This is a genomic window from Paenibacillus polymyxa M1, from assembly GCF_000237325.1.
GTDB classification, from domain to species: Bacteria; Bacillota; Bacilli; order Paenibacillales; family Paenibacillaceae; genus Paenibacillus; species Paenibacillus polymyxa_C.
In genome coordinates, this window is sequence record NC_017542.1 from 3,982,640 (window position 1) to 4,006,853 (window position 24,214).

General features: G+C 45.7%; 19 protein-coding genes. 1 reads left to right on the plus strand and 18 read right to left on the minus strand.

Annotated features, from left to right (window positions below):
• Positions 1 to 96: 96 nt before the first annotated feature.
• From dcuR to gpr, 12 genes are all read right to left on the minus strand, one after another.
• The gene (gene dcuR, locus PPM_RS17845) at positions 97 to 804 is read right to left on the minus strand and encodes a two-component system response regulator DcuR (protein WP_013372172.1); all 708 of its coding nucleotides are present in this window, start codon (positions 802 to 804) and stop codon (positions 97 to 99) included.
• On the minus strand, positions 797 to 2,452 hold the full coding sequence (gene dcuS / locus PPM_RS17850; RefSeq protein ID WP_080567872.1) for a DcuS/MalK family sensor histidine kinase: 1,656 nt from the start codon (positions 2,450 to 2,452) through the stop codon (positions 797 to 799). The genes dcuR and dcuS overlap by 8 nt, the downstream gene beginning before the upstream one ends.
• Before the next feature lie 153 nt (positions 2,453 to 2,605).
• Positions 2,606 to 3,730, minus strand: a complete 1,125-nt coding sequence (gene dnaJ, locus PPM_RS17855) for a molecular chaperone DnaJ (RefSeq protein ID WP_013372174.1) — start codon at positions 3,728 to 3,730, stop codon at positions 2,606 to 2,608.
• A 246-nt stretch (positions 3,731 to 3,976) separates the two neighbouring features.
• The gene (gene dnaK, locus PPM_RS17860) at positions 3,977 to 5,812 is read right to left on the minus strand and encodes a molecular chaperone DnaK (RefSeq protein ID WP_013372176.1); all 1,836 of its coding nucleotides are present in this window, start codon (positions 5,810 to 5,812) and stop codon (positions 3,977 to 3,979) included.
• An 87-nt stretch (positions 5,813 to 5,899) separates the two neighbouring features.
• Positions 5,900 to 6,472, minus strand: a complete 573-nt coding sequence (gene grpE / locus PPM_RS17865; protein WP_013372177.1) for a nucleotide exchange factor GrpE — start codon at positions 6,470 to 6,472, stop codon at positions 5,900 to 5,902.
• Between the two features lie 121 nt (positions 6,473 to 6,593).
• Positions 6,594 to 7,625, minus strand: a complete 1,032-nt coding sequence (hrcA, locus tag PPM_RS17870) for a heat-inducible transcriptional repressor HrcA (protein WP_013372178.1) — start codon at positions 7,623 to 7,625, stop codon at positions 6,594 to 6,596.
• Positions 7,626 to 8,602: 977 nt separating this feature from the next.
• Positions 8,603 to 9,079, minus strand: a complete 477-nt coding sequence (locus tag PPM_RS17880) for an N-acetyltransferase (RefSeq protein ID WP_025674283.1) — start codon at positions 9,077 to 9,079, stop codon at positions 8,603 to 8,605.
• A gap of 156 nt (positions 9,080 to 9,235) precedes the next feature.
• Positions 9,236 to 10,423, minus strand: a complete 1,188-nt coding sequence (gene hemW, locus PPM_RS17885; protein ID WP_013372181.1) for a radical SAM family heme chaperone HemW — start codon at positions 10,421 to 10,423, stop codon at positions 9,236 to 9,238.
• 417 nt (positions 10,424 to 10,840) lie between these two features.
• On the minus strand, positions 10,841 to 12,655 hold the full coding sequence (lepA, locus tag PPM_RS17890; RefSeq protein WP_013372182.1) for a translation elongation factor 4: 1,815 nt from the start codon (positions 12,653 to 12,655) through the stop codon (positions 10,841 to 10,843).
• A 71-nt stretch (positions 12,656 to 12,726) separates the two neighbouring features.
• On the minus strand, positions 12,727 to 13,236 hold the full coding sequence (locus PPM_RS17895; protein WP_013372183.1) for a hypothetical protein: 510 nt from the start codon (positions 13,234 to 13,236) through the stop codon (positions 12,727 to 12,729).
• Positions 13,237 to 13,262: 26 nt separating this feature from the next.
• A complete protein-coding gene (locus tag PPM_RS17900) occupies positions 13,263 to 14,522 on the minus strand; it encodes a stage II sporulation protein P (RefSeq protein ID WP_013372184.1) in 1,260 nt (419 codons plus the stop codon).
• Positions 14,523 to 14,754: 232 nt separating this feature from the next.
• A complete protein-coding gene (gene gpr / locus PPM_RS17905) occupies positions 14,755 to 15,756 on the minus strand; it encodes a GPR endopeptidase (RefSeq protein WP_013372185.1) in 1,002 nt (333 codons plus the stop codon).
• A gap of 198 nt (positions 15,757 to 15,954) precedes the next feature.
• Between gpr and rpsT the strand changes: the two genes are divergently transcribed.
• Positions 15,955 to 16,227, plus strand: coding sequence for a 30S ribosomal protein S20 (gene rpsT, locus PPM_RS17910; RefSeq protein ID WP_013372187.1), 273 nt, complete (start codon positions 15,955 to 15,957; stop codon positions 16,225 to 16,227).
• An 84-nt stretch (positions 16,228 to 16,311) separates the two neighbouring features.
• Here the strand turns inward: rpsT and holA are convergent, their stop codons facing one another.
• From holA to PPM_RS17940, 6 genes are all read right to left on the minus strand, one after another.
• Positions 16,312 to 17,343 (minus strand): DNA polymerase III subunit delta, encoded by a 1,032-nt coding sequence (gene holA, locus PPM_RS17915; RefSeq protein ID WP_016324565.1) that lies wholly within the window; start codon positions 17,341 to 17,343, stop codon positions 16,312 to 16,314.
• Between the two features lie 213 nt (positions 17,344 to 17,556).
• On the minus strand, positions 17,557 to 19,020 hold the full coding sequence (locus PPM_RS17920) for an anti-sigma factor family protein (RefSeq protein WP_013372189.1): 1,464 nt from the start codon (positions 19,018 to 19,020) through the stop codon (positions 17,557 to 17,559).
• Entirely contained in the window at positions 19,017 to 19,565 is a 549-nt protein-coding gene (locus PPM_RS17925; RefSeq protein ID WP_013311184.1) for an RNA polymerase sigma factor, read from the minus strand. Before PPM_RS17925 ends, PPM_RS17920 begins: the two co-directional genes overlap by 4 nt.
• A gap of 394 nt (positions 19,566 to 19,959) precedes the next feature.
• On the minus strand, positions 19,960 to 22,704 hold the full coding sequence (locus tag PPM_RS17930; protein ID WP_016324566.1) for a ComEC/Rec2 family competence protein: 2,745 nt from the start codon (positions 22,702 to 22,704) through the stop codon (positions 19,960 to 19,962).
• Positions 22,705 to 22,783: 79 nt separating this feature from the next.
• The gene (locus PPM_RS17935) at positions 22,784 to 23,302 is read right to left on the minus strand and encodes a deoxycytidylate deaminase (RefSeq protein WP_013372191.1); all 519 of its coding nucleotides are present in this window, start codon (positions 23,300 to 23,302) and stop codon (positions 22,784 to 22,786) included.
• An 85-nt stretch (positions 23,303 to 23,387) separates the two neighbouring features.
• Positions 23,388 to 24,035, minus strand: coding sequence for a ComEA family DNA-binding protein (locus PPM_RS17940; protein WP_013372192.1), 648 nt, complete (start codon positions 24,033 to 24,035; stop codon positions 23,388 to 23,390).
• Between the last annotated feature and the right edge of the window lie 179 nt (positions 24,036 to 24,214).

Here is a 24,214-nt window from a genome sequence, read left to right on the forward strand (position 1 = left end):
ATGATGATCATGTTCCCATTCTACACCTTGGAAAACGCTTTATTTGGTTTTAAAACTAAGAACTAGCTTTTGTAACTAAAGTAATCAGAAATAGGGCTAAATATAACTATTGATGATTCCTTCTGCCTGCGGCAAAACCTGATATTGGTAAACAGGGCGTCCAATGGTACCATATATAGTTTCCATAGAAAGCACTTCAATCTCTGTCATAAAAGCCAAATACTTGCGCATAGACACCCTGGAGATCCCTGCACTCTCCGCAATATCCTCCGTGGAAAATAGAACCTTATGATGCTGCTGGATACAATTCCATATCATAGCCAGCGTGGATTTCGTTATCCCCTTGGGCAACCGTGCCAAGTCTTTAGTCAAGCTTTTATGATAAATCAGTCGATCCAACTCCTCCTGCGATAGTAGACTGCGCTCACGTACAATACTAATGTGCTCTCGATACCCGGTAAGTGCCTCTAGAAAACGGTTAAAGTGGAAAGGCTTGATCAAATAATCCACAGCGCCAAAATTCATCGCCTTTTTGACACTACTCATGTCACTTGCAGCTGAGATGACAATAACATCCACATTCACTCCAGACTCCCGTATGAATGACAGTAAATCGAGGCCATTACTTTCTTGCATATACACATCTAGCAATATCAGATCAATAGCTTGTTCAGCTAAATATTTCTTAGCCTCTTCCACCGAAGAAGCCCAACCGCCACATTGGAATCCCTCTACCTGCTCCATATATTTGCGGTTAAATTCTGCAACCATCGGATCATCTTCTACAATCAGGACATTAATCATGTTCATCATTCCCCGCTATAATGTATGGAATCTTAATCTGAAAACAGCACCCCTGCTCGACTGGGATCAACTTTACACTACCTTGTAGCCTCTTCACGCTTTGCGCCACTAGATAAAGTCCCATCCCTCGTGACTCTCCCTTGGTCGAAAAACCTTTTTCAAAAATAGCCTTCACAAGGTCCTCCGGTATACCCGGACCATTGTCGCACATGATACAGGTCAGACAGCCATGCTTCTGATTTTCCTCATAATAAAGTGAAAGGGTAATCCGCTTGTGCTCCAGAGATTCCATCGCCTCCACCGCATTATCAAACAGATTGCCAAGAATAGTAATCAGCTCGTGAGTCGTTTGAGTTTGACTGGATTCAGGTAAGTGACTACCCGGAGTCAGTTCAAAACTTACCCCTGCCTCTCTGGCCCGGCTTAATTTTCCTAATACAAACCCCGCCATCACTGGGTCCTTAAGCTGCCGAGTAATGGAACCAATCTCTACTTGATGATGTTCGACGGCGTCCATAATATAGTGTTCCAGTTTATCATACATTCGCAAGTGCACCATCCCCATAATGACATGCAGCTTGTTCATAAATTCATGAGCCTGTGCGCGTAGTGCTTCCGTGTACAAAGAAACTCCGGTCAAACGTTCCGCAAGCTGGTTCATCTCCGTCTTATCCCGAAAGGTTACAATGGCTCCGACAATTTTTCCTTTGACCCGTATCGGAACACTGGTGGTCAGCAAGGTAATCCCACCCAACTCCATCTCCTCATCCATCAGTGGAGTGCTTACTTCCAAGACCTCTTGTAATCGGAAAGCAGATAAATAAACAGTAATTTCCTGTCCAGAGAATGAGAAGTCTTCAATCCCCGCTTGCCTCAGTAGACGGATCGCTTCTGCATTCATCAGCATGATACGACCGCATTCATCTACCGCAATGACTCCTTCCTTGATGGATTGCAACATCGCGCTGCGTTCCTCCAGCAAACGTGCGATTTCCGGCGGTTCCAGACCGACCAGCATATTTTTGATTTTACGAGCCAGCACAACCGCTCCTCCTGTGCCAATCAACATTCCGATACCAATGGCGATAGCAATAAGACGGGTGTTGCCTTCCTGGGCCCGCTGTACATCTTGCATGGATATACCAACAACAATTGCCCCTACCTGCTTTCCCGTCACACTGAACACAGGGGAAAAGGCTCGCATGGACATGCCTAATGTCCCCTTTGCAACGGACACACTCTCCTGACCATGAAGTGCAGTATACTCGTCTCCTCCGACAAAGGCTTTGCCAATCCTCCTAGCATCGGGGTGCGTTTTACGAATTCCCTTCATATCCATAACCACGACGAATTGGATATGATTCGCTGTTGAGACCTTCTTCACATACTCCTGCATGGAAGGAGAAGAACCTGTCTGTTGCAATTGCTCGATAATAAGTGGTGTATGGGCGAGTGTACGTGCAATGGACATTGACTTTTCCTCAAGCCCCTTCTCCGTTTCAAGCTCAACTCTCTCCGCAAATAACAGTGTTACTGGCAGGAGCACAAGTGCCATAACCAGACATACGAGCAGCGTTATTAGACCTCTGAGCTTTAAAAGCGGCTTACCTCGACGCAGACTTGTCCGTATTTTTTCGATGGAACTCACTCCTTTCTAGTTGATAGAAGCTCAATAGTTAACTTTGGTTGTACAAAAATGGCTATGTATGTGTTTACGTGAATATAAAAAAAGGGACTATCCCGCAATTGCGGAATAGTCCCCTCGGATTCATGATTGAAGCTCCGCGATTTAGACTTTGGCTTAGTCGCCTCGGAAAGCCCGCTTCACACGATCAAAAAAGGACTGCTCATTCTCATGTGTCTGCTCTCCACTAAGCGAAGAGAACTGACGCAGCAAATCCTTCTGTTCCTCACTCAGCTTGCTAGGCGTTACCACAACTACCTTAATATGCTGGTCACCTTGACCTACGCCGCGCAGTTTTGGCACACCCTTTCCTTTAAGACGGAAATAAGTGCCTGTTTGTGTGCCTGCTGGAACTTTCAGCTTCACTTTCTCGGTCAACGTTGGGATCTCCACCTCATCTCCCAATGCTGCCTGTGAAAACGTCAGCGGAATTTCACAGTAGATATCGTCTCCCTCACGCTCAAAGAAGTCGTGCGACTTCACACGGAATACGACGTACAAGTCACCAGCCGGTCCTCCGTTGACACCGCCTTCGCCTTCCCCGTTGATACGCATTTGTGCGCCGTCATCCACACCCGCCGGAATGCGAATATGAATTTTACGTTTCTTGCGGACACGGCCTGATCCGCTACAAGTCGTACATTTTTCCTTGATAATTTTTCCGGAACCACCGCAATTGGAGCAAGCGCGTCGATTAACCATGCGGCCAAACGGTGTATTCTGTACCACTTCTTCTTGTCCACTGCCATGGCAGACGGAACAGGTCTGTGGTTGAGTGCCCGCCTTGGCTCCTGTACCATGACACGTATCGCATGTTTCCGTACGTTCAATTTGAATGTCGGTTTCTTTACCAAACACCGCTTCTTTGAATTCAATCGTCATCGTATATTGAAGATCGTTCCCTCGTTGCGGTGCATTCGGATCACGCCGACCGTTACCGCCACCAAAGAACATATCAAAAATATCACCAAACCCGCCACCGAAGTCGGCACCACCAAAGCCGCCTCCCATGCCCTGATTTGGGTCTACATGACCGTATTGGTCGTATCTTGCCCGCTTCTGACCATCGCTGAGAACATCGTAAGCTTCTTTTACTTCTTTAAATTTAGCTTCTGCGTCCGCAGCCTTGTTCACGTCCGGATGATACTGACGCGCAAGCTTGCGGTAAGCCTTTTTGACTTCTTCATCCGAAGCGCCTTTTGCGACACCTAGTACCTCATAATAATCACGCTTATCAGCCAATGTTCCACCCCCATGCCTACAACGTGTCTGCACTACATATAAAAGGAAAGCCAAAGGCGCGGGATGACCCGGCTCTGACCTTCCCATCATTTCAAGGCAGTACAACCCGTAATATGCTTATTTATCTTGGAAATAACGGTTACCCTTAGGCTAATTGTTATTTATCAAGGCAGCTACGCTGCAATTACTGTTCAGTATATCATAACGTGCCGGTATACCGTAAAGTTACACTACCCGATCCGTTGCTTAGTCTTTCTTCTGATCTTCGTCAACAACTTCATAGTCCGCATCAACAACATTGTCACGGCCTTTGCTGTCTGCTGCTCCGTCTTGAGCTTGTGCTGCTTGAGCAGCTTGCTCATACAATTTCACAGACAATTGCTGAACGATTTCAGTCAGTTCTTCAGTAGCTTTTTTGATGTCTTCCAGGTTGTCGGATTCCAGCGTTTTTTGCAGATTTTCTTTAGCTGCATTTGCTTTTTCGACTTCACCTGCATCCGCTTTTTCGCCCAGATCTTTAATCGTTTTGTCTACGGAGTAGATCAGTTGGTCCGCAGCGTTTTTCGCTTCTACCAACTCTTTGCGTTTCTTATCTTCTTCCGCATGCAACTCGGCATCCTTCATCATACGTTCTACTTCTTCGTCACTCAAGCCGCTAGAAGATGTGATCGTAATTTTTTGGCTTTTACCTGTGCCTTTATCTGTAGCAGATACGTTCACAATACCGTTCGCATCGAGGTCGAAAGTAACTTCGATTTGCGGTACACCACGTGGTGCTGGAGGGATATCTCCCAATTGGAAACGGCCCAGTGTTTTGTTGCCTGCTGCCATTTCGCGTTCACCTTGCAGCACGTGAATTTCTACGCTAGGCTGATTGTCGGCATACGTCGAGAATACCTGCGATTTGCTCGTAGGGATTGTCGTGTTACGATCAATCATTTTGGTGAATACGCCACCTGCGGTTTCAATACCGAGGGACAGTGGAGTTACGTCAAGGAGAACGACGTCCTTAACATCACCTGTCAATACACCTGCTTGAACTGCTGCGCCCAAAGCTACTACTTCATCAGGGTTTACGCCTTTATGAGGCTCTTTACCTGTCAGCTTTTTGATTGCTTCTTGTACAGCTGGAATACGTGTAGAGCCGCCGACCAAAACGATTTTATCGATGTCGCTAGCACTCATGCCTGCATCTTTCATCGCTTGACGAGTAGGTCCCAAAGTACGTTCAACCAGACCTGCAGACAATTCTTCAAACTTCGCACGAGTCAGGTTCAACTCCAAATGCTGTGGAACGCCATCAGCTACTGTGATAAACGGCAAGGAAATTGTCGTTGTCAGCACGCCGGACAGTTCTTTTTTCGCTTTTTCTGCTGCGTCTTTCAGACGTTGTACAGCTGCTTTATCTTTGCTCAGGTCAATACCTTGATCTTTCTTGAACTCATTTACGAGGTAATCAATAATCACTTGGTCAAAGTCATCGCCACCCAGCTTGTTATCGCCGCTTGTTGCTTTAACTTCGAAGAAACCATCCCCCAGTTCCAAAATGGATACGTCGAATGTACCGCCGCCCAAGTCATATACGAGGATCGTTTGGTCTTCGGATTTTTCCATACCATATGCCAATGCAGCTGCTGTTGGCTCATTGACAATCCGCAGAACTTCCAGACCGGCAATTTTACCTGCGTCCTTAGTTGCTTGACGTTGACCATCATTGAAGTAAGCTGGAACAGTGATAACCGCTTGAGAAACCGTTTGGCCCAGATAAGCTTCAGCGTCAGCTTTCAGCTTTTGCAAAATCATAGCGGAAATTTCCTGTGCGGAATATTCCTTACCATCGATGTTTTCTTTATGATTTGTACCCATGTGGCGCTTGATGGACATGATTGTACGATCCGGGTTCGTAATTGCTTGGCGTTTTGCCGTTTCCCCCACAGTACGCTCCCCATCTTTTTTGAAACCGACAACGGAAGGGGTTGTGCGCGCGCCTTCCGGATTTGGAATAACGACGGCTTCGCCGCCCTCCATAACAGCCACACAAGAGTTGGTTGTACCTAAGTCAATACCGATTACTTTGCTCATCGGACAATTCCTCCTTCTGTATATACGAGGCCCTCAGGCCAGAATGGTTGAATCAAAATGATGTAATTCTAATGTATATAGAAAAAGTTACATGCTAACTTTTACCATCGCTGGACGAAGCACCTTGTCCTTCAGCATGTATCCTTTTTGTACCTCTTCAACGACGATGCCTTCATCATGCTCTTCGCTCTCTACCTGCATAATAGCCTGGTGGAAATCAGGATTAAACGGTTGTCCCACTGCATTCATGGCCGTCACTCCCTCTGCCTGAAGCACACTCTCAAACTGGCGGAAAATCATTTCCACGCCTTTGGTGAATGACTCAGACTCCGCTCCTTGCGATGCTGTTGCCAGCGCTCGCTCGAAGTTATCCAGAACAGGCACCAACTCGGTAACAAGCTTCATAGACGCATATTTAGCAAGGTCTTCCTTTTCTTTCAGTGTACGGCGGCGAAAATTATCAAAATCCGCCTGTGCGCGCAAAAACCGCTGCTGATGCTCCTCAGCCTCTGCACGAAGTTTTGCCACCTCTGTGTTTTCTTCCTCGGCTTCCAGTGCTGCCGCTTCATTCACCGGCTCTTCCTGCTGGCTCGTTTCGGCAGCTTCCTCTGTGCTTACATTTTGTTGTTTTTCATCTTGGAACGCTTGTTCTTCCTTCAAAATGTTTCACCTCCTTCAAGTCATAACTACCCATACAAAAGCACGCAACAATGCACCCGCGCAGGATACAAACCGTATCCCGGCGCGGAACATGTAGGACCGCAACCTGTGCGATCTTGTTCTATTTAAACCGTTGCGTTAGCATTGCGGTCAAATCCTTAGACAGGATACCCAAAATATTAATAACTCTCGCATACTCCATCCGCGTCGGACCCAATATACCTATCGTACCCAACGCTTCTCCGTCTACTGCATATGTAGCAGTAATCAGGCTGCAATTGGCAAATGCTTCATGATCATTTTCTGTACCGATGCGGACTTGAATTTCAGGGGCTCCGGCTACAGGAGTCATCAGTTTAAGCAGCGTTGGTGTTTCCTCCAGCAGATCGAGAATATGTTTAACCTTTTCTACATCTTTAAATTCAGGTTGATTCAGCATGTTCGTCGCACCGCTCAAATACAAGCGCTGATCCGATTCATTATCGAGTGCTTTATCCAGCACCTTCATAGCGTCCTCAAAATGAGACACATGCTTCTCCATTTCCTGACCAAGCGCGGTGTAAAGGCGTGATTTAAGCTGATAAATCGGCACACCGACCAGCTTGCTGTTCAGTAAATTCACAACCTTTTCCATCTCGGAAATTGAAATTCCAGGTGGAATATCCACCGTTTTATTCTCCACCTGACCGGTATTGGTCACGATAATCGCCACAGCCGTCGTTTCGTTGAGCGGCAACAGCTGAAAATGACGCAACGAAGTATGAAACACCTCCGGCCCAAGCAAGATGGAAGTATAATTGGTCATATGGGACAAAATGCCTGATGCATGCTGAATCACTTGCTCCATTACATTCAGCTTTTCGGCGTAAAAGGCTTTTAGTTCCCGCATTTCCATAGGCTTCAGTGTATTTAGTGGCACCAAATGGTCCACATAATAACGATAACCTTTATGAGACGGGATGCGTCCCGCAGAAGTATGGGGTTGCTCCAGATAGCCCTGTTCCTCCAAATCCGACATTTCATTACGGATCGTGGCTGGGCTGAATCCGACATCCTGCCTTTTGGATATGCTGCGGGAACCCACTGGCTCAGCCGAACGAATGTAGTCATCAATAATCGCATTCAAAATGAGTCTCTGACGTTCGGTTAACAAGCGAATCCCCCCTTATCGTTTATCCATAATAGCATGATTGTTAAATGGAATCATTAGCACTCGTTCGCGATGAGTGCTAACTGATAATACAAAAATACCAAACCGACCTGATCATTGTCAAGTCAGATCAGTATTTTCAATAAACGAGATTTATTACATCCATTTTGATTATTGATATGGAAACAGAGCGTTTACACTTTTTCACATAAACCCTCATTATTCATCATATCCAAACCGTATTTATGTATAGGGATACAGAATGCAAAAAATTGAGACTGTGTCTCCAAACTGTTGTAACTTTATTGTCTTTGAGGAGGAATAGGATCTGAGAAGCCAGCGCCGCAACCTTTTATACGCATTAATCGCTCTTTCACCTACAATTTGTATGTTTTACATTTTAATCGAATTGTTTCCGTACACAGGCCTAGGAAGAATCCTTGCTTTGCCACTAGTTTTTATTCTGAACGCTGCCCTTATGATTTCAGTGATCCATTTAATTCGTAAATTAAGACCCTTGTGGTGTGCCTTAATCTTGATCCCTACAATACTGTTAAGCATATGGAATACCATTTTATTTTACCCACAAGAATTCAGTCCAAGCATTCCCAAGCAAATAAAATATAGTGTCACTGCTATATTACATTATGATGATTTAACACCAGCTGATTGGGAAGAGTACACATATCGTCCAAGCCGAACTGGAGAGTCTGAAAAATATATTGTCGCCTTGTATAAATACAAAGGTCAAGTCCCGTTAGATGGCACTACATACTTTTATAATGATACGGATTACCATAAGGACCATCCCATAAGAAGCCTGAGTGATATACCTTCGGAACTGGAGCCTCATCATCAATTTATTTGGTGGTTACTCCAAACATTTGAGAAACGAACAAGGGCACAATAATGTAAGCTGTAACACATACGCAAGGCTGCGTCCTGATAAAAAAACACTGAACTGCCTCATTATTGACAGGTCAGTTCAGTACTTTCAACACTGCGATTTCATCACAATTGTTTTGTTTACTGCAATGAATGCAGTCAGTCCATACCTTTTCAGGGAAAATCTCTTTGCTAACTACATCAAAACCGTTTTTTATAAAAAAGGATACCTCGTAGGTTAGTGCCATAATTTTAGGAATATGTTGCCGCCGTGCTTCTCTAATAAGGCCTTCCACAAGCTTGGAGCCGATTCCCATTCCTTTATGCCCCTCAGAGATACCAAGGGAGCGAATCTCTACCAAATCAGCCCCCAATTTGCATAAAGAACCACAACCAACGACTTCGCCGTCCACCTCTGCAACAATAAACAGCTCCAGTTGGCGCGTAAGCACTTCCCTTGAACGTGGCAGCATAATCCCCCGCTCTGCATAGCCGCTAATCATTTGATATAAAGGCTCCACATCCTCAGGAACCGCACTTCTGCACAATACATCTTTACACACTGAAGCCATTTTGCTCTCCTCCTGCCGCTTGCCGCATATAATGAATAAATATACAACATTACGCATATAATCGCAATACTCCATTTACCCTGCTGTGGCAGAATGGTGTAATAAAATGATGGCCCAGCTTACGAAGTCAAAATGTACTGTATTGAAGCTTGCAACTTATGAATTTACCGTGATCGAACCGATGAACTCTGCAAATACGTCATTTCCGAATAAAATACCGCGTTCGCTCAAACGATACCCATCCTCGATTGATTCGATTAACCCTGCATTCAGCATTTTTCTAAGAGGAACTGTAAACGTGTCTTCCAATGTCTGACCGAATTGAGCTTCAAAGCGGGATTTGGACACACCCTCCAGCATTCTCAAACCGACCATGAGAAAGTCCTCCATAGCTTCCGCCGTCGGCACCTCAAAGCTGTCCAAACGCGGTAGGCCATTCCGAGTAGCCTCCACATAAGGGTTAATGCCCTTAATGTTCATATGACGCTCTCTGCCAACATAACCATGTGCCCCAGCGCCAAGACCATAATAATCCTCATTCCGCCAATAAGTCATATTGTGCTTACTACCCAAACCTGGTTTAGCGAAATTGCTAATTTCATACTGTTCATAACCCGCTTCTTTCATGCGACGCATAAGGAGCAAATACATTTCCAGTTCGTCATCTTCATGTGGAAGTGGCAGCTGATTTTTCTGGTATAACGTGTGGAAGAGCGTGTTCTCTTCAACCTTCAAACTGTAGATAGAGTAATGAGGAAGATCCAGCTCCAGCGCTCTACTGACGCTTTCATCCAGCATGTCGACCGTTTGGTTCGGCAAACCGAACATCAGGTCAATCGACAGATTGTCCAAGCCGGCCTTACGTGCGTTTTCCAAACTACGATAGACGTCATCTGTACTATGAATACGACCTATGCCTGTAAGCAGATCATTCTGGAAAGCCTGCACACCAAAACTGAGTCGATTGACGCCGCCCTCTTTCATCACAGAAAGTTTTTCAAAATCAGTTGTGCCTGGATTGGCTTCCATGGAAAACTCAATATCTTCCGCCCAGTTTGGAAAATAGGTACGAACGCTCCTCAGGAAATATTCCATTTCCTTCGGATTGAGGGTTGTTGGTGTTCCTCCCCCGACAAAAATGGTCTTTATCTCTCCTGGCGGGTGAAGTTTGACCGTATGTTCCATCTCCCGTTCTAAGGCATACAGATATTCCATAACAGGCTGATCCTTGAGCACATAAGAGTTGAAGTCACAGTAAAAGCATTTATTCGTGCAAAAAGGTATATGCAGATAAACCGCTTGAGGCGCGGATGAATATTCATGTTTTTGTATGGATGCGGTCATACCGATCCTCCTTGTCGATTCAGGGTATAGTGAGAAAATGAGCCGAGGTCGAGACCAACCGCTTCGTGTTCCATTTGATCTTCTGATCGCTGTTACTCCCCAATTTTCCATTATATAAGCACTCTTAGGGATAAAATTGGGGAGTAAAGGCGAGCGCTACGCTTCTCCAGATTCAAATGGCCCACTCCGCTGCTGCCCACCACGAATCGGTCATTTTTTGTGGTGTAGGTGTTGCAGTAAAAGAAAAACATCTTTATACATACTCTAAAGATTGATTTAAAAATATAGTTGCCATATTACTCTAAATCAGAACTTGAACGAGCTCTCTGTCCTGAATAGCTTGCTCAAATAAAGAACGTCCATTCTCCATGCATGGCAAATGCCTCATGAAAGAATGGACGAATACTTCAAACTGCTTTACTCATCTATCTTCAGTACCGCCATAAATGCTTCCTGTGGTACTTCTACGTTACCGACCTGCTTCATACGCTTCTTGCCCTCTTTTTGCTTCTCAAGCAGCTTCCGTTTACGGGAAATATCGCCGCCATAACATTTGGCCAAGACGTTTTTACGCATAGCCTTAACGGTTTCACGCGCAACAACCTTTGTTCCTACAGATGCCTGGATTGGCACCTCGAACATTTGCCGTGGAATCAACTCGCGCAGCTTCTCACAAATGATACGTCCGCGGTGGTAAGCTCGATCTCTATGCACGATGAATGACAATGCATCGACCTGCTCACCATTCAACAGAATATCCATCTTCACCAGATTAGATTGGCGATAGCCTGAAATCTCATAGTCAAAGGAAGCATAACCTTTGGTGCTGGATTTAAGCTGATCAAAGAAATCATATACGATTTCAGATAAAGGAATCTGGTACGTAATCGTTACCCGTGTTGTATCCAGGTACTCCATGTTCACGTATTCACCACGCTTGCTCTGACAAAGCTCCATAACCGTACCTACATAATCATTGGGCACGATGATGCCTGCCTTAACATATGGCTCTTCTACATGTTCAATACGTCCTACTTCCGGGTAGTTGGATGGGTTATCAATTTCAATCGTTTCCCCGTTAGTCAATTGTACACGGTAAATTACGCTTGGTGCCGTTGTAATCAGCGGAATATTGAATTCACGTTCAATACGTTCCTGAATAACGTCCATATGAAGCAGACCAAGGAAACCACAACGGAAGCCGAAGCCCAACGCACTGGATGTTTCCGGTTCAAAGCTGAGCGAAGCATCGTTCAGTTGCAGCTTTTCAAGCGCCTCACGCAAATCGTTATATTCCGATGTTTCAATCGGGTACAGACCGCAATACACCATTGGATTAATTTTCCGATAGCCTGGCATCGGTTCTGGTGTTGGATTTTTGGCATCCGTTACCGTATCCCCGACACGAGTGTCGCCCACATGCTTGATTCCGGCAACGATAAAACCAACATCACCGATATTTAGCTCATCCACGATCGTCATACGTGGCATGAAAGCTCCAACCTCGATAACCTCAAACGTTTTGTCAGTGGCCATCATCTTAATTTTCGAACCCGCACGGATACTGCCATCTACAACACGTACATATACGATAACGCCTTTATAAGGATCATAATGCGAATCGAAAATAAGCGCCTTGAGCGGATTATCCGGATTTCCTTGCGGAGCAGGCACACTTCTGACCACCTGTTCCAAAATTTCCTTGATACCGATTCCAGCTTTGGCTGAAGCATGTACGGTTTCGCTCGTGTCCAAACCGATAACATCCTCGATTTCCTGCTTTACCCGTTCAGGATCAGCACTTGGCAAATCAATCTTGTTAAGCACTGGCAAAATCTCCAGATTGTTGTCCAACGCCAAATAAACGTTAGCCAATGTCTGCGCCTCTATCCCCTGCGCTGCGTCTACTACCAGCAAAGCACCTTCGCAGGCTGCCAAACTACGAGATACCTCATAGGTAAAATCGACGTGTCCCGGTGTATCAATCAAATTCAAAATGTACTCTTCGCCGTCATCGGCCTTATAAGTGAGTCGCACTGCCTGGAGCTTAATCGTAATCCCGCGCTCACGCTCCAGTTCCATCTGGTCAAGCACTTGCTCCTGCATTTCGCGGGAAGTGAGTGCACCGGTGTACTCCAAGATCCGGTCAGCCAGCGTAGATTTACCATGGTCTATATGTGCAATGATACTAAAGTTCCGAATTTTACGTTGTCTTGCCAAAATGTCAGTCATGCCTTACCCCCACACAATGCCTAGTATCAATCAGCTTATTATAGCAGTTGTAAGGGGGGTCAGCAATATTTCTATTCTGTTACCCCGTCAAATACAGATACAACCCAGCGAATGCCCTGTCTTGACAGGTTTTGAAGCAGTCCAGCCGTTTTGTCAGCCATGGTATCCACCGAAGCCTGCTGCGCCTTTACGGCTAGCAGCTCACGAGGAGTCTCTAGGCCCTGCTGATTATTGTCATCCTGTGCAGTCTTCATATCCCATTCATGTGTCCAGCGTGCGGTCTGTTCCTCACTTCGTTTGTTTGTATTCCCTTCATTCATGTTCGTTTGTGGCTCAAACTCGACCTTTCTACTTGTATTATACGTACGATTATGCACTTGGGCATCAGCTACCGGGGTATCCTCAATCACCGTCTGCTCATATTCAACTTTCTGTTGATTTACTGATGAAACTGGATTCTCGTCCCATTCCGGGCCATAGACTGAGCGCAGACCAGAACCTGCCAGCTGCATGCCAAGTAACACGCCCGCTCCGATCAGAAGCACAAATCCAAGCGCTTTTTTACGAAAATGTCCGGTCATTCTATCCCCCCTAACTGCTACCTTATTTAATTGCCGCTATTGCTCTTTTTGGTGTCAGATACGTTGGTGCCCGCCTTCTGGGCTTTCTGATCCTCCCAATACACTTCACTGATCATATCCGCCAAAACGTCAGAAGTTCGTTTTAACTCCTCCTCCGTGTTGTCAATCCCTCCGATTTCGATCAAAATGCTATGCGAAGACAAGCTTTGATTATATTCACCGTTGTTTCCTTTGCCGCCATCTTTTCCCCATACACCTCGTGATACGCCGTGATAGGATTTTTCCAGCTTTTCATGAATACGAGCAGCAAAAGCTTCATTTTTACGCCAATTTTTGTTGTCATGTCCGATGATAAAATACACTTTGGCATAAGAAAGTCCATTAATGGTGGCTGTTGTTTTTCCATGACGTTGGGAATCACGATGAATATCAAGTAGATAAGTTAAACCTTTATTTTGAGCCAAAACCTCCTTGACTGTTGCGCGTGAATATTTATAGGAGTAGTTCCAATTGTAATTTTGAACTGTGGTGGCATAATCCTTGTTTACATGCAGTGTAGATATCCCTTGCTTTTCCAGTCTCTTCTTTACGAAGTCACCTACCCTTGATACATTAGCTGACTTAGAACCTGAATTGGGGTTAGAACTGGTTTTGCTCAGTAATGGATTATATGCTTCTCTGGGATGAGAATGGTAGATTAATATACGCTTCTCCCCTTTGGCGGCATCACCTGGATCATCCTCACGTGCAGGGTCTGTTTCCGGTGTTGTCGGAATATCCGGCGTAGTAGACGGCGGGTTCTCAGCTGCGTCTGAACCCCCAGGGGTATCTGTCGTTCCCTGATCAGGCTGATAATCCGTAGGACCCTCTACCTTGTCGTTCCCCGAACCCTTGCGCAGCAAGACAGGCGCACCAGCAGACATGCCAGGAATTTCACGAGAAATGAGACTTTTGGGATCCTGCGGATTAATACCTGTAAGCATCTGAAAAACAAATGGCGACCATTGTTCACCCGACAACGAAGAATGCTGCTTCTTTTGTGCCAAATGAGGTACCTCCATACCTAGCATATCCGCGAAAAAACCGCTGGACACCGAGCCTGCCAATCCTTTCATCGAAGAAACAGGAGAGGTTTGCAAACGATTTTCTGCCAACCCTCCTAGTCCCAAAACGACAAATAAAAGCGCCGAGCCCATGATAAGCAGCACAAGCGTATGTCCCATTGCCAAAATTTCGATACCTTTTCTTCTCCATCTTCCGACGTTCCAGGTCTGAATTTTTTTCATGTGAGCCTTGTCCTCCTTCGTCCCGTCGAAACCCGCTTATTACATTCAGAACACAGGGTTCCTATCTGTTGCGGAAATCTCTTATACTTCAACTCTATGAACGGAGAACAATTACTAGAACACAAAAATCTCTATCACAGGTCCAGCCCACCCCTTTTCGAAAGAGATAAGCTACCTGTTAAATAGAGATTTTTGTGTCGTGTCTTAGAAAGATGGTTTTGCTAGCCCTTCATTAATGCGTATAAGCGGCGACATTGTCGGGATCAACAGCCTCATGTAGAGCAGCGTTCAATCCGGTCGCAATGATATTCGCGATATCTTCAATGAATTCATCAATCTCTTTTGGAGTCACAATCAAATCATGCCCTAGTGGTTGGAGCACCTCTTTCACTAGCCCAAGTCTCTCAGGTTCTGATATTTCATCCAACATTCCGAGAATTACTTTGGTAGAAGCTTTTTCTTTGGTAAAATGTGTTTTCATCAGTTCGATTACATTGTTGACGATGGTCGAAGCATAGCATACCGTTGGAACGCCGATAGCGATACACGGAACCCCCATAATATCCTTGGTGATACCACGCCGCTTGTTGCCAATACCTGAACCTGGATGTATTCCGATATCCGCCACTTGGATAGTCGTATTGACACGCTCTAGTGAACGTGACGCCAAAGCATCAATAGCAATAATCAGTTCTGGTTTTGTGCGATCCACAATGCCTTGAACGATCTCACTGGATTCGATTCCCGTGATACCAAGAACACCCGGCGCAATTGCACTCACATCCCGATATCCAGGGTTGATCTGATCAGGTGTCAGTTCAAAATATTGACGGGTGACCATTAAATTTTCAACAACAAGCGGACCCAGCGAATCAGGAGTAACGTTCCAATTCCCCAGCCCTACCACCAGCACCCTTGCCACCTTAGAGATCCCTATTTTTTGTATAAAATGCTCCATTTCTTTGGCAAAGGCAATAGCTACCCGTTGCTGAAGTCCAGTGTCGCCTTCACGCAAGCCAGGTACTTCGAGTGTAACGTAATGCCCTTGTACCCGCCCAATACGGTTGGCTCCTTCTTCATTTAATACATCCAGCCGCGTAATTTTAATACCGTTATCTTCCTCCACATTCTCATTTATACCTGCCAGCGGTACAGGCTGATTCCGTTCTGCCAGCTCTCTTGCCTCTAATGCCAAATCCGTGCGTACCGCATACTTCTGCAAATCCAGATCCATCTTTTAAACCTCCTTGTATACCATCTCTGGCTATAGTGTGCGAGACACCCAGCAGGTTTATGCACATCCATTTTCATCCTGTAATTTGCATCGTCTTAGAATGTTTTCTTATTGCAATTTGAGGTGTGGCGTGCTAAAATATTTTAAGTTGTGAAACGTTTGTGTTCATAAGTAATGCCTTTACAGGAGGTGAATGTAATGCCAAACATCAAATCCGCTATCAAACGCGTTAAAACTAGCGACAAACGCCGTGCGTTGAACGCTTCCCAAAAATCCGCGCTTCGTACAGCAGTAAAAGCTGCCGATACAGCGTTGGTAGGTAACGAAGCTGAAGCTGCTGCTGCTGCTTTCAAAGTGGCTTCCCAAAAGCTGGACAAGGCTGTAACTAAAGGTCTGATCCACAAAAATGCAGCTGCTCGCAAGAAATCCCGCTTGGCGAAAAAACTTAACGCTCTTACAGCTCAAGCGTAAGCAAGAGCTACTTTTATACGTTAATGAAAAAATCCTGACCAGCCTTGGCTGATCAGGATTTTTTAGTTTATAACCTTTATGAGATTAGATTGAAGCACCTGCTCCCATTTTCATCAAAAATAGTTCGAGTCCCAGCACCTTGTCAACAACACCTGTTTTCATATGATAGTCCAGCTCGCCCAGTTCATAGAGAAGCTGGCGCAGCTGCTCAGGACGGAAGCGTCGCGCTTGATCCCCTGCAACTTTCACCCCATAAGGATGCAAGCTGAGCTGACTCGCAATTTGTTGCCGAGAATAGCTTTGACCTGCCAGCTCTTTGACCTGCAACATAATACGAAACTGCCGTGTGATCAAAGCTGCAATCTTGATTGGTTCCTCTTTTTGCTTAAGCAATTCATAAAAAATACTGAGCGCCTTATCCAGCCGCAAATTAGCCAGATCCTCAACCATCGCAAATACGTTTTGCTCTGTATTACGAGGCACAAGGGATTCAATGTCAGCGGATGAGATTGTTCCCTGCGCTCCTGCGTATAAGCACAGCTTATCTATCTCGGCAGCCAAGGATTGAAGCCCGGTACCCGTGTATTGAATGAGTCTCTCAGCCGCTCCTGCTGCCAACTGCACTTCTCTTTCTGCTGCACGCTTATGGACCCAAGCTACAAGATCATCTCCACCCATAGGGGCGAAAGCAATAACTGAGGCATCACTTTTCAGTTTCTTGACGATCTTTTTCCGTTCGTCCAGCTTTTCAGCCTGAACCGTAAAAACGATGACGCTATAGTCAGTCGGGTTATCCATATAAGTCAACAGAGTCTCAAGACGGTGCTCTATTTTGCCATTATCTTTGCCTGCTGCAAATACACTGGTATCCCGTACAATAATTAGCTTTTTCGGCACCAGAAAAGGCGCTGTCTCCGCATCCTCCACAACCACCTCAATTGGCGTCTCGGTTAAATCATAAGAAATAATGGCGAAGTCACGATGCTCCTCCTCCACCACCTTCTCTTTTAGCATATCAACAAACTGCTTCATTTGATATTTTTCACTGCCATATAGCAGATACACTGGCGAAATATCACCTTTGCGAATAGCCCTAGAGGCTGTTTTTACATCCATTTTCCGTTCCCCCCACCCACTGATCGTACCTGACATCCGACCGGAAGGCAAGTCATGACACAAACAAAGGGACCCCGCCTTTAGGCAGAATCCCTTCACCACCATCTATATCAACACGGCAGCAGAAAGCTCTAGAAACTTTCAACCGTCGGGATACGACGTCGGTTCATATAGTTTATTCTCTGTTTCTAAAAGTGTGCCAACTTACGGAAACTATTTTCCAGTGCTACGCGGGACGGTGTACGTATATTTACTTGCAGTCCCATCCTGCTCCGTCTCATACATAAAGGTCTGGCTGTCATCTGACCAGCTTCCTTTGACCCAAGCACCCTTCAGAGTACGGACTTCCAGTGTTGTTCGGTCTACACCGTTATCGGAAAGTTTATACACTTTCAGCTTTTTGCCTTCAATAGCCACTGCATAGCTACCATCAGGCGAGTTGAACTGATCTGTAGAGGCGGACTGGGCACCATAGGTGGAAGCATTATTGCTGTCCGGAGAGACCAGCGAATTAGATACAAAACCTTCTCTACGAACCGGGTCTTGTGACACGGATGATTGCTCATCATTAGAAGCTGCATTGCTGCTATCCGCTCCTAAGGAGTTGCCCGCATCCTTGGTGACACTTTTGGATGTCGTATCTTTCGACGTTTCATTTGAAGCAATTCGACTCTGTACCTTCAATTCCTGACTAAGCGACGAAGATGCATCATTTGTACTTGTATCATCGCTATTATCCTCCTGAGCGGTACCCGTATCTGCTAATGGTGCCTTTTCCATTTTCGGATCCAGCTGTTCATCAGGAGCAATCGTAGGTTGATCAGATTTTTTCTGTTTTAACTGTTTGTCATCGGATTGAGGAGCATCTGCAGATGAGTCATCCTTTGAGGCCTGACGATCGACGTTTGGCTGTCCCTGCTTTTCATCCTGACGGGAAGAATGTTTAGTCGGTGCAGACTTTGTTAAAGGTTCCTCGCCAGCTTGCTGATCATCCACCTTCCCAGCATCCGGTTTGGAAGGATTCTTTTTGTCATCTGAACTGTTTATTCCCTGGTCGCCCAAGTCAGGTTCCTTATCTGCAGGTGTCAGAGAGGAATCGGCTCCTTGTCCCTGTTCAGATGGCGGCTTGGTCGATTCCGCTCCAATGGTTGCATCACGTCCTCCACTCCCATTGGTCGTACCTGGGATTTCCGTCTGATTCTGCTGACTTGTCACCTCGGGCGACTGGGATGTAAGTATGCCTTCCGCATCCTGCACTGTTTTAGGCTCGAAGTTGAATACTACAATCCCCAGTACAACGGCAGCGGCAGCCACGCCCATGGCAGCACGCCCTCCCACCCGGTTCCACCAAGGCACAGGCTGAGTACGTTGTCCAAGCCCTGTTCCAGGCTCAGGATCAGCAGCTACAGGCTGCATTTCCTGAAGCGCGCTTCCCTGCTCTTCACGTGCGCGGTCAATGGCATCAAGCTGAGGCATGATGGAATCCACCAGGCTGAACGCCGGGGAAACCGCAGGCAATTCCTCCAGCTCGCGAGAGAGTGTCTGAAGAATATGAAATTTTTCCGCACAGTCCGGGCAAGTCGCAATATGGTTCATTAATTGGGACGTCTCTTCTTCACCCAGTTCATGATCCACATAACGCTGCATCCAATCCATCACCTCTTCTCCACACTTCATCCTGATACACCACCTTTCTGATACTCCTGAAGTAGCCCTTGCAATTGTTGTCTTGCACGATACAAGTATGACTTGACCGTATTTAGCGGCAAATCCAGAGAATCGGCAATCTCGTTATAAGAGAAATCCTGCAAATATCTCAGGACAATTACCGTCCGGTGGTGTTCCGGGAGCTGTTGTATAGCCTCACGAACATCCTGTGCCATGTAAGAGGTTAACACCTCGACCTCCACGTTTTGGGGGTCGTTAAATATCATGTCATGCTCGTCAATGGAAACCGAAGGCTTCGTTCTTCTGAATTTGTCGATGCATATGTTCGTTACAATGCGTTGGACCCAGGTTTTAAACTGCGCTTTTTCCTCATAAGAGTTAATTTTGGAATATATTCGTATGAGGGCTTCTTGTGAAGCGTCCATGGCGTCCTGCTCATTATTTAGAATGTAATATGCCGTACGGTACACATGCTGTTCTATCTCTCTTAATAGGGTAATGAGAGCGTCGCGATCGCCCGATTGAGCGGCTCGGATGAGTCCCTGCTCTACCACAAAGGATCCCCCTCTCCCTGCAATATTACAGACGTATCCCTTTTGCAAATTGTTGCAGGATAGACGTCTGACGCTAATTTTATTTTTTTAATAAAAAAAATTATAACAAAATGCCCAGAATCCCCATTGTATCCTCCCTTAGAATAACAGAAAAAGGGAAGGTAGTCACCTTCCCTCAGCCCCTACATATATCTAGATACTGAACCTATTGAATTGCATGAAACGTTTTGTGATTTATTGGAAATCAGAAAATCAGATATAAGTTCTAATTGATAAGACAGAGCAATCGGATCTTGAAAATAAAAATCGTCGATTGAGTATTGGTATCCCTTATCTGATATAACGGCAGGCAAATTATTGGCTGTTATAAGCCTGTTTTTTTGTATAATCAAAATCATTTTGTATCTATTTGTTCACGTTTGCGTTGATACCGCACACTCAGCTTCCCTTGCTGCGCACGAATCTGTACCTCTCCCATTGTGTCTGTTCGATATATGGCAGAACCAACTTCCGCCAAACGTTCCAATACCGCTTTATTCGGATGTCCATATGTGTTGCTTGCACCAACTGAAATGACGGATACTTTCGGCTGCCAGTAGGACAACCACTCTTCCGAGGTGGAATACTTACTTCCGTGATGTGCCACTTTCATAACGTCGACAGCTTTCCTTGCATCTCCTATTCCCTCCTGAGCTTTCACACGAGATGGAGAACGGGTTAATTCAGAAAGCAACAGCGACTCTGCAGCATCATCCATATCTCCTGTGAATAAAAACGAGGCCCCCTCCATCTCTAAAATCATGGCAACAGAATAATGATTCTGTTCCTTCATCACAGGCAACTGCTCAGATTCGTTCTCCTCCAGCTTAAACGGATAGAGAAAGCGAATTTTCGTATCCCGGTCCGGTCCCCACTCCATGCTATGATGTGCACCGTACAGCTTGATCTGCTTGTCCAAAGCCGTGTTTAACAACTTCCGGAATGGGGCTTTGTCTGTTAGGGTACCGTTAAAAAATAAGGTGGATACGGGAATTTGGTCAAATACAGCCTGTAGACCTCCGGCATGATCATGATCTCCATGCGTCAAAATGACAGCGTCCAGCCGGTGCACCCCACGTTGCTTTAGCAAGGGCACAATCGTATCCGCGCCTACCTCGTAGGGATCTGTACGCTTGCGCCAAGCGTTTTTTCCTGTTGCAAAGTCCATTGTACCCCCGCCATCCACCAAAATATGTTTCCCTCCCGGCGTTGTAATTAAAATGCTATCACCTTGGCCCACATCCAGATACTGAACAACTCCCGTGTTTCTTTCACTAGGAGATTGGTACCCTATACATAGTATGCCAAGCCAGGCAATACCACTTAAAGCCAGTGCCACATGACGATATCCATTCCACTGTCGACGCGCAAATTTCCCTGCACCCTCGGGTTCATGAGCCGTTTGCAAAATAGCAGCCCACTCAGCAGCAGCCTCTAATCCTGTATACATAGGTGATGTTATGGTAGTAGAATTCACAACGGAAATGTCGCCCGTTTTCCTTCGGGATGTCAACCACGTTTTGAGCCAGTACAAAACACTGTACAAAGCTGCATAATACGCCAGAACCCACAGAATAGAAGAAGACGGCCAAATACTCACATAAGCATCATCTACATTCAGCCATTTCACAAGCCAAAAGGTCAGATCGTTCAATTGCTCTGCCGGCCACGCAAGGATACGAGCACCATCCCCCCATAAAAAGGCCATTCCCATGGCTACCGTACCCAGTGGAAGCACGATATATGTAATTAGGGGGACAAGTACAAAATTAGCCGCAAATGATAATAACGAAAATTGATTAAAGTAGAATACCGTCATTGGAAACGAAACAAGCTGTGCCGTGACTGTAATCGCAACTTCACCACCGATCAGGAGGGGCCATTTGGCGAAAAACGGCTTCATAAGCGGCATATATATGAGCAACCCACCTGTTACCAAAAAGGACAGCTGAAAGCTGACGCTAAGCAGGTAGTATGGATTCCATAGCAGCATAAGCAACGCAGATATACTTAAAATATTAAGTCCGTCTTTGAGCAGCCCTCGTCGGGCTGCAAACAAGCCAATCATCGCCATAATTCCCGCTCTTACAACAGAGGGAGAAGCACCTGTCAGCAGGACATAAGCCGGAATCAGTACCATCACAATCGTAAGAGAGGTTTCACGGCTAACTCGTAATAACTTGAGTAAATATAATAATGTGGCCGCATATACCGCCACATGCATACCTGATATCGCCAAAATATGCGTTAAACCAAGCTGCGTAAATTCATTATACGTTGCTGGGTCCAGCTCATCTGTAACCCCAAGTACCAGGCCTTTCATATATCCTGCCTGAAGAAGTGATGTAAAAGCAGATTCCATTTTTTGACCTAGCTGCTCTCTAAGCTGATCATTCCATCTGAATAATATGTAGCGGTTCCACTGTGAAGCCTCCTGCCTCTGTAACGAGGCGGCTCCAGCCCCCTTGAAAAGCCAGTGAATTTCCTGCGTGTGCAGATATTTACTGTAATCAAAGCTACCAAAATTACCCGCTTTTGCTGGTGCCTTTAAGTTGCCACGGAGCAGGATTGCATCCCCACGCTGCCATGCTGCCGCAAGTTGCTGTTCCTGCTTCGCAGCCAACTTGATATGAACAATGACCTGTTCAGAAATAGATCCTCGATGTTCAACCTTATTGGATTGACTTGCAAAGTGATGGATTGAAGTAACTCTCATCTCAAACTGCGCACGATCCCCATCAATCTCAACTTCTGAAGCAATAAACCCTGCTGCTTGAACAGGCATGTCTTCTATGACAGAAGACGATACATGAAGAGCACCAGGAATACTGCTTACATTATGCATATCATGCCAAAACCAATGAAATCCACCACTACTTAATACAATCCATAGCAATACCATATGTCGGATGGGAATTTTCATCAGTAAAGCTATAAGTGGGGAAATCAGGGTAACTCCCGCCCACAGTAATAAAAGTATCCGTTCCGAATACAGACACGCTCCTGCACTTCCTATAATCCAACAAACAGTGAGACTTAATATAGGCCTAGTAAACACAAGTTGGGCTTGAATACAATCACCTTCCATTCGCAAAAACATTGCTTTCTGTCCAACTCACAAAACAAAAAAAGAACCCCTGACAAAATAGCATTGTCAGAGGTTCTTCCTCGTTTATTGATTAATCTTTAACATCCATCAGCGTTTCCTGTGGTGGATGATATGTCTCCAGCATACGAAAGGCGATTCCCTTTTCCTCCATCATAGCACGAACCTTGTCGGCATCTTTTGGATAAGGTCGGTGATATACAATCTCCACAATACCGCTGTTCGCCAACATATTGGCACATGTCCAGCACGGCTGGTCGGTGACATATACGGAGGAGCCTTCACGGTCAATCCGGTCAGTAAACAGCAACAGGTTCTGCTCCGCATGAATAGTGCGAATACAACGCTGCTTCTTAACCATTTCCTCCCGTCCATCACGGTGAACGACCTCATATTCCTCCGAGATCATACAGCCTGCCTCAGAACAGTCAGGCACCCCGGATGGTGCGCCATTATAGGCCGTCCCCAATAGCTTCTTACCTTGTACAAGTACGGCTCCAACATGACGCCGCGCGCAGCGCGAACGGGTGGATACCATATAAGCGATATCCATGAAGTAGGTGTCCCAGTCCTTGCGTACATCTGCACTCATTTCCATCTCTCCCGTATAAACAAGTTAAACGTAAAACATATCCGTTAAAGCCACTCTCAAAGCCTATACCGTAAACTTAAATAAGTTATAAGCTGACATACGGCTTCATTTTCGCTAACATTTTAGCTCCGATTCCTTTTACACGATCCAAATCGTTCACACGTTTGAACAGCCCGTGCTGATTACGATAGTTCAAAATAGCCTCGGCCTTTTTAGCCCCAACCCCCGGAAGTTCCATTAACTCGGCAGCAGTCGCTGTGTTAATGTTTACCTTTTTTTCACCGGAAACGGATGGAATAACCGAATCATTCACCGTATTTGTCCTACTCGTCGTTGCAGCATCCGAACTGGCAACAGCTGTGTCTGATCTCGAATCCGCAACATCTGACTGCTTTACGGTACTTGAATTCCCCACCATGGAGTTTTCACTCATAGCAGCAGATAGACCAGTAGAACTCTGCTTAGTATTATGCTTCACATTGTCAACAGCTTCGACATTCGCTCTGCGTTCAGTTTGGTCTGAAGCCTCTTTTACAGCATGCTTTCCTTGGGTATACTCACTGCTTCGCTGCGACTCAATTGACTCCGACTCTATCGCCAAAGCATGCTCCACCTTATGGTTAAGCAAACTCCACTCTTCTTGTGGCTCAGAGCGCTGCCCTCCGGCAAACAAAATAAGTCCACTCCCGATTACAGCAAGCGTTATTGCCGTTCCTGTCCATACGCGTTTCATTTTTCGTATCGTCCCCTACTCCACATGGATTTCGGAATTGAACCGACTGAAGACCAACGTCTCAATCTAACAGAGCAAATCTGTCCAATTTCCGTCAAACCGGAGGTTTATAAACACCTCCATACGGTCTCGCTGTGAGCATTTATACAAAGAGTGGTGCGGCCCCAAGCATGATCTAA

Excerpts from the sequence above, each read along its gene's own strand:
- dcuR (WP_013372172.1), bottom strand. The coding sequence starts at position 804 with ATGATTAATGTCCTGATTGTAGAAGATGATCCGATGGTTGCAGAATTT.
- dnaK (WP_013372176.1), bottom strand. The coding sequence starts at position 5,812 with ATGAGCAAAGTAATCGGTATTGACTTAGGTACAACCAACTCTTGTGTG.
- PPM_RS17880 (WP_025674283.1), bottom strand. The coding sequence starts at position 9,079 with ATGGCTTCAGTGTGTAAAGATGTATTGTGCAGAAGTGCGGTTCCTGAG.
- hemW (WP_013372181.1), bottom strand. The coding sequence starts at position 10,423 with ATGACCGCATCCATACAAAAACATGAATATTCATCCGCGCCTCAAGCG.
- lepA (WP_013372182.1), bottom strand. The coding sequence starts at position 12,655 with ATGACTGACATTTTGGCAAGACAACGTAAAATTCGGAACTTTAGTATC.
- PPM_RS17895 (WP_013372183.1), bottom strand. The coding sequence starts at position 13,236 with ATGACCGGACATTTTCGTAAAAAAGCGCTTGGATTTGTGCTTCTGATC.
- PPM_RS17900 (WP_013372184.1), bottom strand. The coding sequence starts at position 14,522 with ATGAAAAAAATTCAGACCTGGAACGTCGGAAGATGGAGAAGAAAAGGT.
- gpr (WP_013372185.1), bottom strand. The coding sequence starts at position 15,756 with ATGGATCTGGATTTGCAGAAGTATGCGGTACGCACGGATTTGGCATTA.
- rpsT (WP_013372187.1), top strand. The coding sequence starts at position 15,955 with ATGCCAAACATCAAATCCGCTATCAAACGCGTTAAAACTAGCGACAAA.
- holA (WP_016324565.1), bottom strand. The coding sequence starts at position 17,343 with ATGGATGTAAAAACAGCCTCTAGGGCTATTCGCAAAGGTGATATTTCG.
- PPM_RS17920 (WP_013372189.1), bottom strand. The coding sequence starts at position 19,020 with ATGAAGTGTGGAGAAGAGGTGATGGATTGGATGCAGCGTTATGTGGAT.
- PPM_RS17930 (WP_016324566.1), bottom strand. The coding sequence starts at position 22,704 with ATGTTTTTGCGAATGGAAGGTGATTGTATTCAAGCCCAACTTGTGTTT.
- PPM_RS17935 (WP_013372191.1), bottom strand. The coding sequence starts at position 23,302 with ATGAGTGCAGATGTACGCAAGGACTGGGACACCTACTTCATGGATATC.
- PPM_RS17940 (WP_013372192.1), bottom strand. The coding sequence starts at position 24,035 with ATGAAACGCGTATGGACAGGAACGGCAATAACGCTTGCTGTAATCGGG.